Annotated in this window: 12 protein-coding genes and 1 tRNA gene; all 13 read right to left on the bottom strand. The window is 62.0% G+C overall.

Annotated elements, in window-relative coordinates; translation table 11 throughout:
• Nucleotides 1-33 precede the first annotated feature (33 nt).
• The 13 genes from WD006_RS00140 to glmU all read right to left on the bottom strand — a co-directional run bounded on the left by WD006_RS00140 (nucleotide 34) and on the right by glmU (nucleotide 12,747).
• Nucleotides 34-477 (bottom strand): GNAT family N-acetyltransferase, encoded by a 444-nt coding sequence (locus WD006_RS00140; RefSeq protein WP_008641821.1) that lies wholly within the window; start codon nucleotides 475-477, stop codon nucleotides 34-36.
• A gap of 361 nt (nucleotides 478-838) precedes the next feature.
• Nucleotides 839-913 (bottom strand) — tRNA-Cys (locus WD006_RS00135).
• Nucleotides 914-997: 84 nt separating this feature from the next.
• Nucleotides 998-1,474 (bottom strand): bacterioferritin, encoded by a 477-nt coding sequence (gene bfr / locus WD006_RS00130; protein ID WP_011515102.1) that lies wholly within the window; start codon nucleotides 1,472-1,474, stop codon nucleotides 998-1,000.
• Nucleotides 1,475-1,534: 60 nt separating this feature from the next.
• Nucleotides 1,535-1,663, bottom strand: coding sequence for a hypothetical protein (locus tag WD006_RS00125; protein WP_267880297.1), 129 nt, complete (start codon nucleotides 1,661-1,663; stop codon nucleotides 1,535-1,537).
• Nucleotides 1,664-1,687: 24 nt separating this feature from the next.
• Complete coding sequence (ribA, locus tag WD006_RS00120) at nucleotides 1,688-2,284, bottom strand: GTP cyclohydrolase II (RefSeq protein WP_011515101.1); 597 nt, start codon at nucleotides 2,282-2,284, stop codon at nucleotides 1,688-1,690.
• A 409-nt stretch (nucleotides 2,285-2,693) separates the two neighbouring features.
• Entirely contained in the window at nucleotides 2,694-3,137 is a 444-nt protein-coding gene (locus tag WD006_RS00115) for a type IV pilin protein (protein WP_011515099.1), read from the bottom strand.
• A 2-nt stretch (nucleotides 3,138-3,139) separates the two neighbouring features.
• Nucleotides 3,140-6,520, bottom strand: coding sequence for a pilus assembly protein (locus WD006_RS00110; protein ID WP_029306778.1), 3,381 nt, complete (start codon nucleotides 6,518-6,520; stop codon nucleotides 3,140-3,142).
• Complete coding sequence (locus tag WD006_RS00105) at nucleotides 6,520-7,116, bottom strand: pilus assembly PilX family protein (RefSeq protein WP_011515097.1); 597 nt, start codon at nucleotides 7,114-7,116, stop codon at nucleotides 6,520-6,522. Before WD006_RS00105 ends, WD006_RS00110 begins: the two co-directional genes overlap by 1 nt.
• Nucleotides 7,113-7,841 carry a PilW family protein gene (locus WD006_RS00100; protein ID WP_029306779.1) on the bottom strand — a complete coding sequence of 243 codons (729 nt, stop codon included), beginning with the start codon at nucleotides 7,839-7,841 and terminating at the stop codon, nucleotides 7,113-7,115. The genes WD006_RS00105 and WD006_RS00100 overlap by 4 nt, the downstream gene beginning before the upstream one ends.
• A gap of 11 nt (nucleotides 7,842-7,852) precedes the next feature.
• The gene (locus WD006_RS00095; RefSeq protein WP_011515095.1) at nucleotides 7,853-8,395 is read right to left on the bottom strand and encodes a type IV pilus modification PilV family protein; all 543 of its coding nucleotides are present in this window, start codon (nucleotides 8,393-8,395) and stop codon (nucleotides 7,853-7,855) included.
• Nucleotides 8,386-9,006 carry a GspH/FimT family pseudopilin gene (locus WD006_RS00090; protein ID WP_234710825.1) on the bottom strand — a complete coding sequence of 207 codons (621 nt, stop codon included), beginning with the start codon at nucleotides 9,004-9,006 and terminating at the stop codon, nucleotides 8,386-8,388. The genes WD006_RS00095 and WD006_RS00090 overlap by 10 nt, the downstream gene beginning before the upstream one ends.
• Nucleotides 9,007-9,529: 523 nt before the next feature.
• Nucleotides 9,530-11,368: a glutamine--fructose-6-phosphate transaminase (isomerizing) gene (glmS, locus tag WD006_RS00085; protein ID WP_011515093.1), complete on the bottom strand. Its 1,839-nt coding sequence runs from the start codon at nucleotides 11,366-11,368 to the stop codon at nucleotides 9,530-9,532.
• Nucleotides 11,369-11,382: 14 nt separating this feature from the next.
• Nucleotides 11,383-12,747: a bifunctional UDP-N-acetylglucosamine diphosphorylase/glucosamine-1-phosphate N-acetyltransferase GlmU gene (gene glmU / locus WD006_RS00080; protein WP_008641833.1), complete on the bottom strand. Its 1,365-nt coding sequence runs from the start codon at nucleotides 12,745-12,747 to the stop codon at nucleotides 11,383-11,385.
• Nucleotides 12,748-13,009: the final 262 nt, after the last annotated feature.

Raw genomic sequence — 13,009 nt, 5'->3', positions numbered from 1 at the left:
GCTTTTGCGGAATCCTGCCGACGCCCAAGTCACTCAGGCCAGCTCGCAGCACATGCAAAGCGCGCTGGTATTGCGCATCCGCTGGAACTCCTTGCTTTCGAGAATTTCCGGCGGCAGCTTCGATGCGTGAATCAGCGTGAAGCCATAACGCGCGAAGTAGCTCGGACAAGTCGACGTCAGCAGCACGGCGCGGCGGCTGCCGTTGGCACGGGCGCGCATCATCACGGCGTTGACGAGATGGCTCGCAATCCCCTGGTCGCGCCATTCGCGCAGTACCGCCACCGATCGCACGATGGCGGAGTCGCCGAACAGTTCGGCACACGCGCAACCGACAATCTGCGATTCGAGTACAGCCACATGGAACTCGCCGACGAGTCGCGCCAGGTCGTCCACGGGAAGGCCACACCGCTCGAGTACCGCTCCGATTGCGGCGGCATCCGCCGGCTGCGCCGCGCGGATTCGCAAGTCCCTAATCATCTGGAGCCTCTGTATGTCTCATCACGTTGGACGGATACGCCATGGAAGCCCTGCATGGTCAGATAATGTCGCCGGCGGCTGTACCAGAGCCGGACTTGTCGTACGACGAACGTGCGCCCTTGGGGAGCTGCGAGATGCTGACATTTGGTGCACGCCCGGTTCGACAGTATCGCAATCGGGGCGGACTTACCAGAGGGAGATGGCCCAATGCGACGCGCGCCACGCCTGACCGCGCATGACGCTGCAAATCACCTTCCATGCAGCATGAAGCGCGCCAGCTTTTATTCACGAGCCCAAAGACACCGCGATGACGAAAATGCGTCCGGAAAATGAAAAGGGATTTCGGGGGGGATTGGGGAATTGGAGGCGGGGATACGGAATCGAACCGTCGTAAACGGCTTTGCAGGCCGTCGCATAACCACTCTGCCACCCCGCCGTGGGATGCCGGTCCGCGTGTGGGACCGCTCCGAGGTGCGGGGCGCAGTGTATCCGATGTTGGAAAAACCTGCAGGCGATGGGCTTATTCGACGCCGCCCATCGCGCTTTGCTGGTAGTTCTGCAGGCCGATCTTGCCGATCAGCTCGAGTTGCGTCTGCAGCCAGTCGATATGATCCTCGGTATCGGAGAGGATCTCGCTCAGGATCTCGCGCGAGACATAGTCGCCCACCGACTCACAGTACTTGATCGCATCCTTGCTGGTGACCTGAGACGCGAGTTCGAGCTTGAGGTCGCAGCCAAGCATCTCTTCGGTATTCTCGCCCAGCAGCAGCTTGTCCAGGTCCTGCAGATTAGGCAGACCGTCGAGCATCAGGATGCGTTCGATCAGCTTGTCCGCATGTTTCATCTCCTCGATCGACTCTTCGTACTCGTGCTTGCCGAGTTCCTTGAGCCCCCAGTGACGATACATGCGCGCGTGCAGGAAATACTGATTGATGGCGGTCAGCTCGTGCTTGAGCTGGCCATTCAGTAACTGGATAACCTTTTTGTCTGCCTTCATGACAAATCCCTCCGGAAGACTTTCGGCGTGATTTTCATGGTAATTCCCGACAGCGGAAGATCAAGCTCCGGCGTGGCTTTGCCCGAAAATATCATTGGTGCCGGCGATTATGCGACTGATTTTGATTTCGATTTCGACGCATAAAAGAAAAGGCGCTTCGTCATACGAAGCGCCTTCGGTGTCAGCCATCGGCTGCGGCCACAACCCAGTCGATCAATCGAGCAGGTGCCCCATGCGCGACCGCTTGGTGGCCAGATACTTCTCGTTCTCGGCATTCGCCGGCACCACATGGCGGACCTGCTCGGTCACCTTGATGCCTGCATCCTCGAGCGCCTTGATCTTGATCGGGTTGTTGCTCATCAGACGGACCGAACTCACCCCCCACTGACGCAGGAAATCGGCCGCGAACGCATAGGTGCGCGAATCGATCGCCTGGCCTAGCGCCAGATTGGCATCAACCGTATCCAGTCCGCCATCCTGCAACGCGTACGCGCGGATCTTGTTCGACAGGCCGATGCCGCGCCCCTCGTGACCACGCAGGTACAGCAGGATGCCGCGGCCCTCTTCGGCGATCCGCTGCATCGCGAGGTCAAGTTGCTCGCCGCAGTCGCAGCGGCAGGAACCGAAGACGTCACCGGTCAGGCATTCCGAATGCAGGCGCACGAGCAGGTTTTCGCCCGAGATTTCGCCCATCGACAGCGCAAGATGTTCAGTACCGGTATCAACGCCCTGGAAGGCGTGTGCGGTAAATTCTCCATAGCGGGTCGGCAGCCGGGCAGAGCCGATCAGCTCACTTTCTAGATCTTTCATAGGGTATGCAAAATGCTTGATGCGCCGTGGGGCCCGAGCGGCATGATACCGGGCCGGGGCAGGCGCGCCGGGCGGCGCCGGGCAGGCGGCGCGGACGTGGCACGCCGGCAAGGATACCGCGAAACGCAATTTCCTACCCTGCGCGGGGTTACCGGGCGGTAGATGGAACGCATCCTTCACGGCCGGCGCCGCGGTATGGGCATGTCCTCAGGCATTAAGAGGCGCTATCAAAATGAAGCGAAGCGGTTCTGGCTAGGCGCACGGCCGCGGACAGTACAAGTAGTACGGCAAGGCCGCGCAACGACGCCAGATCATTTTGATGATGCCTCTTGGACCTGCGGCCTTGGAGTGACCTGCCGGCCATCACATGCGGCACTTCCCGCGCGCGCATCGACGCACCTCTTGCTGCCTACCAGCAGGTGGCGGACGTGGCCCCGTTGGACGTCCCGGTGTTGGACTGCACTCCCAGATTGTTGATGACATACGAGCCGCAGTCATCCCCGGCCTGCGCGCCGACCGGCGCGGCCGTGGCCGTGTACGTCGTACCCGAGTTGGCTGTGGCAACGGTGAGCTGATAGAACGTTTGTCCGCTCGATTGAATCTGCACCGGATACGCGGCGCCCGCGTAGCCCAGATCGCCCGGGGCGCCACCGTACAGGTTTTGCGTACTAAAGACCTTCTCCTGCCTTGCCGCAGCATCGAGCAACGCCGTCTTGGCATCGGTTCGACGTGACTTGCGCACATGCTGCATGTACGAAGGGAATGCGATAGCCGCCAGAATCGCGACGATTATCGCGACGATCATGAGTTCGACGAGCGAAAAGCCCGCGGAATGTTTTGGTCGACGGTTCATGATTAGCGCAACTTGATCCAGTTGATGCGTGATCCCGTGGCATTGGCACCGGGGTTGATCTGGGTAACGACGCCCGTGCCCCCAACCGTCTGCTGCACGATGTACGGTCTCTTCTGCGCTGTCACGATCGACGGGGAGCCCGTACCGCTCAGGCCAATGCCGCTGACGATTCCGCCATTAAGCAGCGGGAATGTGTTGCTGTTGGCAGTACTGAAGAAGGATTGGGATGCCGCGCCGCCAGTGGCCATGGAAACCCCCATCGTGAATCCAGTAGGCACCTCCGTATTGCAGGAGAGCGCCTGCGCAGCCGCCGAACTCGGTGGGATCGTCGTATTGACGATGAACATTCCGTATGCGATCACGGGGTTGTAGATCACCTGTTCGCCAGGATTCGTGGACAGCGGCAATTGCCAGCCATACTTGGTGTTGCCACTGGAGCAAACGGTACTGCCCTGCCAGCAGACGGCGGTGGCGCTGACCGTGCGCAACATCGCGGTATTCGAACTGGCGCGGCCTTCGTTGGTGATCGACTGCGCCGTAAGGTTGGCGATTGCCAGCGGCTGCGGCGCGGTTGCCAACGCCGCATACTTCGCGCTGGCCGGGGCCACGCCGTTCCATGCCGTCATGTTCCAGTCCCACACACCGAAAAGTGACTGGGTGGCGCTCTCGAACACAGCTTCGCTGCTCTGCGTCTGTTCCAGGCGACGACCGGTGCCGAAGCTGACCATGACACGCGGTATCGCATTGGCCCCGGTACCGCTGCCGGGCACGGCAGCCACGGCAACCTTGCTGGTAATGGGGAGCCCGGTGGCCAGCAGCGGCTTGGCCGACGCACTCCAGTTGGCAGGCGTGTTCGAAGTCAGGTCAAAACGCCAGACATTGCCGAACATATCGCCGGCATAGACGTAGTCGGTAATGTGGTCGCCATCGAGATCCGCGGGTGTCACATAGGCAATGCCATTCTTGGAATTCTTGCCGGCCGGATCCTTGGCCGGACCGTATCCCGTATCCAGGTACAGGAACGACTTTGAGCCGTCCGCCGGGTTGACCAGCATCACATACAGTCCCGCCGAGCCGGATGCGCTGTTCAGGCCGTTGCCGAACAGCACCGCCCAGTTGCCGTTGTGCAGGCGGCGAATCACTGGTGTGCCGTAGGTGTTTCCAAGGTTCGTGCCACAGCCGGTATTACCGGTGCATTTCAGCGTGTTGTCCCACTCGCCGATTACCAGGCTGCTTGCCGTTGCGGCGTCATCGGCAAACCCGGCAGGGTTCGTGACATCGAGCGCGTAGATCGCACCACCCGTACCCGTCGTCGTCTTGTCGCCGATCGGCCCGGTTGCGTTCGCGCCGGGACCGAGGCCTCCAACCAGCCATGTATGCCAGGCATTCTGATAGTAGAGATCACCCGTGCCTGGCGTCGCATCCACGAAGTAGTTGTGCACATACTGCGCCGAGGCGAGGTCCAGCGCACTGGTCGAGGAATGGATCGTCTTCAGCACGGCGCCCGGCATGTAAGCGATCGCCTCGCTCCCGTCATTCGGCTTGCTGGCATCGCTGCCGACGAAGTTTCCGCCCGCGTCGTAGTAGCCGGAACGGAAGCCGTGCAGCAGACCATCGTTGGCCCCGACGTAGACGATATTCTGGCGCAGCGCGTTGTTCTGCTTGAACGTGTCATAGCTGCCTTTTGGCTCTGCAGCGGTGGCGGTCTTGTACAGGGCGTCCGTCCAGGGCCCGCTGTAGGGCGAGGAAGGCGCCCCCACCCAGGTCGGACTTGAATCCATGATGTCGCCCAGCACACCCGTGCGTGCGCGATACAAACCCGTTCCTGATGTCGTGATCTCGTTGGTACGGTCACCGCGCAGATAGTTCAGGCGCTTGTTGGTCGCACTGGCGTCGCCCGCGGTCATGAGTGTCTGCACGGCAGCTGGCGGCGTATAGGTGCTATCCCAGCGGAAGGGGATGCCAGTCGAGCCACTCCAGGTGAGGATCTTTCGCGCGGTCGGAGATTGCGCGGTGTTGGTGCCGCCAGTGGACGGGCAGCTTCCACCGGTCAGCACGCAACTTGCATTCCAGTTGGCGGTGGTGCTCATCGAGACCGTGTCGCTCGAAGCGTCGTAGAGCAGGTTCTGCGCGCTCAGCTCTCCCCACCAGTTGGTCGGATGGTAGTAGGCCAGGTACACCTGCGATCCAGCTTCCACGCGCGCGGACTGCTGCACGTTGGTGCCTGCCGAACTGCTTGACTGACCAACAGGCTCCGCCTTGAAACAGGTAATCTCGTGAACGTTGCTACCGCTACCGGTGCCCGCGGCAAACCCGAAACGGAACTGGGTCGGCACCGGTCCGTTCGACTTCGTGATGTCCTGGTTCGTGATGATTGGCGTGGCCGCACCGCCGTTATAGCTGTACGACATGCTCAGCAGTCCGTTTTGCGTGAGCTTGAGCGAGTAGACGATCGGGATGGCCTTGCCACGGGTTGGCGTGGCTGTGGCCTGCTGGTTCGCGATCGCGTTCGGCAGATCGCTCGATGCAATGAAGTTGTAGTTGTAGGCCAGTGGCTTGCTTGTTACCGAGCCATTGTCCTTGCCACTCGACCAGTCTTGTACATATCCTGCAGCGCACGTGTTCTGCACCGCAGTAGGAATCTTCGATGTGGGGACCTTCTTGTAGTACGAGTTGTAGGTCGCCAGCAGATTTGCCCAGTTCGTATTCCCCGAGCCACGAATACTGATCCGGTTCGCCTTGAAACCCGGTCCAGTGCTGGTGTTGTCATTCTTGGAGCCACCGGAACTCCCATTGGAGAAGTTGCCATACTCGTCGATGCCGATCCCGATGTAACCGGCAACCACCCCGTCATAGACAGCGTTCACGTTGGAGCAGCTATATCCCAGGCTGCCACCCAGCGCCCCGACGCTCGCGGCCTGATTGCCGTCGGCAAGGAAGAAGCTGATGCCGTCGGCACCGGTATTGCCGAATGCATTGCCGCCATAGGTCACGGTGGAGAACGTAACCTGCAAGCCCTCCTGCATCGGGAAGGTGAAGTTCGATACGACAGCGCCGTTCTGGCTGTTCCCGTTCGAACCCTTACCCGTGTCACCATTGGTCAACCGAAGCGCGCCGGAGCCAGCCGTATCGGGAAGCGTTCCTGTCACGCCGCCCACGAGCTTCGAACTCTTGCTCGAGTAGTACGTAAAGCTTGATGCCGTGCATCCAGGGATCGTCCCCGAGCCATCGCCAGCGGTCAGGCAGGCACCATTGATTGCGGTCCATGGATAGCTGGACGATGCCCCATTCAGATTGTCCTGAATCACAACCGCGCGAGCCTGCGCAGCAAGCAGCGCCGCCACGGCCGAGGCCACCAATGCGAGACGTGGAGGATTTCTCATCATTCTTTCCCGAGATCTTTGGTACTCGCGCCAACCTGATAGGTGCTTTGCACCACGGCAGCCGTGGCCGCGCTGCCGCCGTAACCGGCGCCAGTCACGCTGTACAGCATTGACAACCCGTCCTGTGAAAGGCCGAGGTAGTTGATGTAGAGGCTCGGCGGGGCCGCATAGTTGATGTCGCCGCTCGCTGCCTTCCCGCCAAGATTGCCATTGAGCGCCACGGCCATAGATGGCGGGCTGTAGTCGGCACGCGCCGGCGTCCAGGGCAAGGCCGTTGGGTTAGTCAGCGCGTTGCTGCATACCTGCATGCTTGACCAATCATTGGCCGTGACACTGACAATGCTTTTGCATAGGGCTCCGCTTGAACCGTTGCCCTGGCCAAGCCACCATTCGCCATATCGCAATGCGCTTTGCGCTGCCTCGAACGCACGTTGCTTCTCGCGCGTATTGCCGGCGATCTTTTCCTGCATGCCGAAGCTCTTCATCATCGAGACCGCCAGTAACGAGAGCACCAGCAGGAACAGCAGCCCGACGATCAGGACATAACCCTGACTGGTACCCCGTCCGGGCGGGCGATGGCGCGTGGGATGTTTCATGACCGGTTCATCAAGCTGATCGTCTGGGTCCAGCTCAGTGTTGCCGGCTGGCTCGGTTGCGTGGCATACGGATTGACGAAGGTCACCGTCACCCTCGCGGTACGGACCTGGGGCCAGTACCCAGCTGCGGTCACCGCGGCGGCGGACAGATACTGATCGACGTTGCCACCGTTTGCGGTGTCTGTTCCATAAAGGACGCTGAATCCCGTCACGCCGCTGACCAGCGGCACCGCCGCGCCACCATTGATGGCACACGTCAGTTCGTTGTTCACATTGACTGCAAAACTGTTGACGTACACCACATTGGCACCGGACGTATTGGACTGACCCTGACAGTTGAGAATGCCATCGCCATTGGCCGTCATGAAACGGGCAGTCAGCGTATCGCTTGCGCCGTTCGCACCCGACGTACCGACCACGGCCTGCCCCGCGGCAAAGTCGCCATAGGTATTGCCCGTCGATAGCGGCAACGCGCCGGTCACCACATTGTTCACGGGGTCTGGAAAATAGCCCGCGGACTGAATGGTGGTGGAGAACATGGTCAGCGCCAGGCGCTCATTGTCCTGAAGCTGGGCCAGTTGATCCTGATCCCTGAAGGTGCCACGAAAATTGAGAAACAGCGTGCTCAGGGCCAACAGCATGAATAGCCCGATGATCATCGCCACCATGATTTCCACCAGCGATACCCCCGCCTGGCGTGATCTGGTTCTTCTAAGGTGTCGCATTGATTGACCCATCACGGTTGCACGTAGAGCGTCAGGCTTTGCGCCGTCTGACCGGCAAGGGTTGCCGTGGTCTGGTTGTATGCCAGATTGGATTCATTCCAGTTTGCGGACACCGTGCAGGTGACGGGCTTGTTGATCAGCACGACGCAGTTGACGGCAGCCGAATAGGTCGGGAAATGGGCGTTCATCTCCGCGGCCCAGCCCTGGACGTCATAGGCGGCCAGTTGCGTCGGCGTGCACGTCGTTGCCTTGCAATCCGGTGCGGTAGTGCTGAGCTTGCCAGTGGTGTCCGTAACAGTCGCGCCCGTCATGCTGAACGTCGCTGGCACCAGACCGGCCGCCCAGAATCCCTTGTTGCCGTGCATGGCACCAGCGAGACTTTCCAGTTGCAGCGCAATCAGCGACTGTCCTCGTGCGACTTGCGTATTGGCAATCGCGGCGGCCTGCATCTTGGCAATGCCGAACAATCCGATCACCGTGATCACCAGGGCAATCAGCACTTCGAGCAGGGAGAAGCCCGCGGCGTGCCGATTTCCTGTCGTCTTCAGTTGCATGCGCCCACCCCCGATTGCTGCACGGTCTGCCGGCCAACCATGTTGAGCGCGATGCAGCGCGTGGCCGGAGCAGAAACTGGATGGGTCTGTGCCGCGAGTGTCACGGCGCCGCCCGGCAGATTGACCCCGAAACCATCGCGGTTGTAGGTCACGAATGTCGCGTTCGGTGTGGCCACGAACGTATCGGTACCGGCCCAGGGTGCCCGATACTGCAGAAGATCCGCCGCGTTCGCGGGCGTGTCGACAACACCATCGGCATTGCGATCCACGAACACGAGCCAGCCGACATTCCAGGTATTGGCACCCAGGCAACTGGAACCATTGCTGGACGGACAAATGCTGACCGACTGGCCGCGCTTGATGGCTTCACTGCGCGCTAACTGCAGTGAGTTCACCATCGAGTTCACCTCGCTCTGGACGCGATTGGACTGGATGAATGAGAGGAACGACGGCGTGCTGATGGCCGCCACGATGGCAACGATAGCAACCGTCACCGCCATCTCGATCAGCGTCAGACCAGCCGATCCCGATACGGTACGGAGAGAAGGCTTCCGGTTGGCACGTGAAGCGCGCACGCCATCGACATCCGCATCCTCGATGCGGACTGCCAACGCGCGCCCTCCACGCCCGGTCAGCCGAGCGTGAGGAAGGCGAGCCATGTCAGCGCAACCACCGGCTGACGAGCAAAGCTTCCTGCGAGATTCCTGAATTGACCCTGTGCATCTGACCCCCGATAGGCACTGTTGGCACGCGAGCCGCCCTCTGTGGAGCGATTTCGCGGCACACCCGAAAAGGATTCTTCTTGATTGTTTATGGCTTGCCGAATTCCGTCGAAACGTGTTTCGGCAGCATTAGCACTTTTACTGGCGAGGCGACGAAATAGTGGAATACCCGCCACCCTATGTCAATCACCGCGTGGCGAGAACACCAATTCTATGTCGGCGTTTAGCAACCACTATGTGGCCCTGACAACCATTCCGGCCATCGAATATGGCATAAATGATGCGTTTGCGGCACAAAATCGGCATTTGCGCAGCAAACCGTCACAGTTCCGTCGCCACGGCGGACGTGTCCAAACCAACGTCACGACCGAGGCGAGGATAAAGAGGAGAGGAAACAGCAGGACGGCCGCGCTTACTCCACCGTCACCGACTTGGCCAGGTTGCGCGGCTTGTCGACGTCGGTACCGCGTGCGCAGGCGGTGTGATACGCCAGCAGTTGCAGCGGCACCACATGCAGGATCGGGGACAGCGCACCATAGTGCTCCGGCAACCGGATCACCTGGATGCCATCCGACGACTGGATATGCGTATCCGAGTCGGCGAACACATAGAGACGGCCACCGCGGGCGCGCACTTCCTGGATGTTCGACTTCAGCTTCTCGAGCAGCGCGTCGTTCGGCGCTACGGTCACCACCGGCATCGCCTCGGTCACGAGCGCCAGCGGGCCGTGCTTGAGTTCGCCGGCCGGATAGGCTTCAGCGTGGATGTACGAGATTTCCTTGAGCTTGAGCGCGCCTTCCAGGGCGATCGGGTAATGCAGGCCGCGCCCCAGGAACAGCGCGTTCTCGCGGCGCGCGAAGTCTTCCGACCACGCGATGATCTGCGGCTCCAGCGCCAGCACGCCATGCAGCGCGGCCGGCAGGTGGCGGAGGTTGGTCAGGGCTTCGGCTTCCTGCGCATCGGTCAGGTAGCCGCGCACCTTGGCCAGCGCCAGCGTCAGCATGTACAGCGCGGCCAGTTGTGTCGTGAAGGCCTTGGTCGACGCCACGCCGATCTCGGTACCGGCGCGTGTCAGGAAGCTCAGCTCGGTCTCACGCACCATGGCGCTCGTCGCCACGTTGCAGACGGCCAGCGTGTGCGTGTGGCCCAGTGAGCGGGCATGACGCAGCGCGGCCATCGTGTCGGCCGTCTCGCCCGACTGCGAAATCACCACCACCAGCGCGCGCGGGTTCGGCACGGTGTCGCGATAGCGGTATTCGCTGGCCACTTCCACCTGGGTCGGGATCTTCGCGATCGATTCGAGCCAGTACTTGGCCGTGCAGCCCGAGTAGTAGCTCGTGCCGCAGGCCAGGATCAGCACACTGTCGATTTCCGAGAACACCTGCGCGGCGTTCTCACCGAACAGCTCGGGCGTGATCGCGGAGATGCCTTCCAGCGTGTCGCCCAGCGCGCGCGGCTGCTCGAAGATTTCCTTCTGCATGAAGTGCCGGTACGGGCCCAGTTCCACCGCGGCGGCGTGGGCTTCCACCACGCGCGCTTCGCGCTCGACCTCGTGGTCGTGCACGTCGCGAATCCGCGCGCCACCGCGCGAGATCTCGACCACGTCGCCCTCTTCCAGATAGATGATGCGATTGGCGGTGCCGGCCACGGCCAGCGCGTCAGAGGCCAGGAACGATTCGTCCTCGCCCAGTGCCACCACCAGCGGCGAGCCGGCGCGCGCGCCGACCACCACGTCCGGCTGGTCCTTGGCCACCACGGCGATCGCGTAGGCGCCATGCAGGCGCTTGGTGACCGCGCGCACCGCGCCGAACAGGTCGCCTCGCGTGGCGCTGCTCGGGTACGTGTAAGCCTGGTGGATCAGGTGCGCCACCACTTCAGTATCAGTCTGCGATTCGAAACCGTACCCGACCGCGCGCAGTTCGTCGCGCAGCGGCTCGTAGTTCTCGATGATGCCGTTGTGAACGAGCGCGATGGTCTCGTCCGAGAAGTGCGGGTGGGCGTTGACGGTGTCCGGCTTGCCGTGCGTGGCCCAGCGCGTGTGCGCGATGCCGATGTGGCCGGCCAGGCCAGACGACTGCGTCTGCGCGTCCAGTTCGGCCACGCGCGATACGGTACGGGCGCGCTCGAGAATACCGTCACGCACCACGGCCACGCCGCAGGAATCGTAGCCACGGTACTCAAGGCGGCGCAGGCCTTCGATCAGGACAGGAACGATATTGCGGTGAGAGACCGCCCCAACGATGCCACACATGTTTTGAACCCCTCTTATTTCTTCGGTTGCTTGACCGGACGCTGCCACGCATCCAGGGTCATCTGCTTGGCGCGCGACAACGTCAGCTTGTCAGCCGGCGCTTCCTTGGTCAGCGTGGTCCCCGCGCCAATCGTGGCGCCGCGGCGCACCGTCACCGGCGCCACCAGCTGGGTGTCAGAGCCGATGAACACATCGTCCTCGAGCACCGTGCGGTGCTTGTTCACGCCATCGTAATTGCAGGTAATGGTACCCGCGCCAATATTAACGCGCTGCCCCACCGTCGCGTCGCCCACGTAGGCCAGGTGATTGGCCTTGCTGTGGTCGGCGATCTGGCTGTTCTTGATCTCGACGAAATTGCCGATATGCACGTCCTGGCCGAGTTCCGTGCCCGGGCGCAACCGCGCGTACGGTCCGATGCGTCCGTCCGGCCCGACCTTGGCGTCCTCGAAGTGGCAGAACGGCTGGATACGCGCGCCGGCGCCGATCGTCGTGTTGCGAACGACGCAGTGCGCGCCAACGGACACGCCGTCTTCCAGATGCACGCGGCCCTCGAACACGCAGCCCACGTCGATGGTGACGTCGCGCCCGCAGGTTAGCTCGCCGCGCACGTCGATGCGTGCCGGATCGAGCAGCGTGACGCCCGCCTCCAGCAACCGCTGGGCAATGTTGCGCTGGTGAATACGTTCGATCTCGGCAAGCTGGACCTTGCTGTTGACGCCGAGCGTCTCCCACAGCGCGGCCGGCTGGGCCGACACGACCTCCACGCCATCATTGACGGCGCGCTCGATCGTATCGGTCAGGTAGTACTCGCCCTGCGAGTTGTCGTTGCGCAGCGTGGCCAGCCACTGGCGCAGATGCGCCGTCGGGCAGACGATAATGCCGGTGTTGATCTCGCGAATCGCGCGGACGTCCTCGCTGGCGTCCTTCTGCTCGACGATGCGCACGATATTGCCGGCGGCGTCACGAACGATCCGTCCATATCCGGTAGGATCGGGCATCTCGACAGTCAGCACGCCCAGGCGCTCGGCGCCCGCGGCCTGCACGAGGCCCTTCAGGGTGTCGACCGAGGTCAGCGGCACGTCGCCGTACAGCACCAGCGTGGGCTGGCTGTCGTCGAGCAGCGGCAGGGCCTGCATCACGGCGTGGCCGGTGCCCAGTTGCTGAGCCTGCTCGGCAAAGGCAACATCGTCCGCGCCAACGGCTTTGCGCACCAGTTCGGCACCATGACCCACCACCACCACGAGCCGCGACGGCGACAGCGTGCGCGCGGTATCGAGGACGTGGGATAGCATTGGCTGGCCGGCCACCGGGTGCAGCACCTTGGGCAGAGCGGAGTTCATCCGCTTGCCCATGCCCGCGGCAAGAATGACGATATTCACAAGGAGGTCCCTAAGTGAGTGTGTCTGAGAATAAGCTGGAGAATCCGTGCCTGGGAGCGCCGCGTCCGGCCGTGCACCGAACTGGCTGGCCGCGCCCAAACCCTTGCCACGCTTGGGCTGGCGGGCGATCCGCCACCCCTGGAAACATGCGCGCAGATTCTAGCATGCCCCCCCGGACCGATCTGGCCCGATCACGTCGAGTTACCGTTGTTCACAATTGGTCACGTCGCGTGTTTGTGGTGATCACAACACTCACGTTCGT

The organism is Cupriavidus sp. Met-2, assembly GCF_049843575.1.
GTDB lineage: Bacteria > Pseudomonadota > Gammaproteobacteria > Burkholderiales > Burkholderiaceae > Cupriavidus > Cupriavidus metallidurans.
The sequence above is the reverse complement of the archived record's forward strand: the minus strand, read 5'-3'. Positions and strand labels throughout refer to the sequence as shown.